Genomic DNA, 1073 nt, shown 5'->3' on the forward strand with positions numbered 1-1073 from the left:
TTGACGGCCGAGGCCGTGATGGTGAACTCGGTGCTCACCGCCGGCGACTTGCCGTCGGTGGCAGTCAGGCGTACCGGGTAAACAGCCGCCGAAAGGGGCGTGCCGCTGAAAGTACGGCTGGCGGCATCAAAGGACAGCCACGAAGGCAGCGCCGAGCCGTCGGTCAGACTGGCCGAGAGCGTAAGCACATCCTGGTCGGCATCGCGGAAGGTCGTATCGGCCAGCGTAAAGCGGAAAGCCGTGCCGACAGGCGCATCCTGGCTGGCAACCAGCGAAGCCACCGGCGGGTGGTTGATCACAGCGCCCTGGGGACTGATCGAGAAATCGTCAAAAGTATAGGTGACGGCCGTAGCGCCGTTGCGGTAGGTGCCAAACACGCCGGCATACGCCTGGCCTGTGGTGATGCCCATGCCTTCGATGCTCAGGCCCTTGACCGGGTAAGCCTCGCCCACGTTGATAAAGTTGGTGCCGTCCACCGAGTAGAAGGCCTCCACGGTCGCTGTCGCCGGGTTGACCAGCATCCTTAAACGGACCGTCTTTTTGTCCAGCCCGGAGATCGAGGCCGTGTTGCGGCGGTTGACATCGATCAGGTCCGAGGCCAAAGGCGAGGCGTCGTTGATCTCCCTTCTGAGCACGACGCGGTTGTTGTTGATCGCCAGCCTGAGGAAGGTCTTGTCGTTTAGACCATACCAGATACCGGCCTGCTCGTCATTGGTTCCTTTATAGGGGTTGACCAGCGCGGTCTCGATGGTGAAAGAACCCTGGGAGGCGTCAAAGCCCACGCCCAGCGCGTTGATCTGGTTGTTGATACCGGTAATCGAGATGCCTTTGTTGGTCAGGATGCCCAGCTTGCCCGAGGCAACCGTCAGCCGGGAAGGCTCATAGCCCCTGACGGCCGAAGTGGCCGGGCCGTCCAGCGTCACCCGGTTGCCCGAGTAGGCGTCGGCCATCGTAAAGCCGGTGCCCTTGCCGTCCTTGTCTGCCAGCCCGTTCTCCGTCCCGCTGAAAGTCAGGGCAAACGGAAGTGCTACCGTCAGCTGTGCGCAGGGCAGAAAGCTCAGAGGCAGACAGCC

General features: G+C 62.3%; 1 protein-coding gene. It reads right to left on the reverse strand.

Annotation, left to right across the window (positions count from 1 at the left end; translation table 11 throughout):
• Nucleotides 1-950, reverse strand: a 950-nt coding sequence (locus FEM33_RS00835; protein WP_229214013.1) for a putative Ig domain-containing protein, incomplete at its 3' end; no start/stop codon positions are given.
• Nucleotides 951-1073 lie beyond the last annotated feature (123 nt).

This window comes from Dyadobacter flavalbus (assembly GCF_006149045.1).
Taxonomy (GTDB): Bacteria; Bacteroidota; Bacteroidia; order Cytophagales; family Spirosomataceae; genus Dyadobacter; species Dyadobacter flavalbus.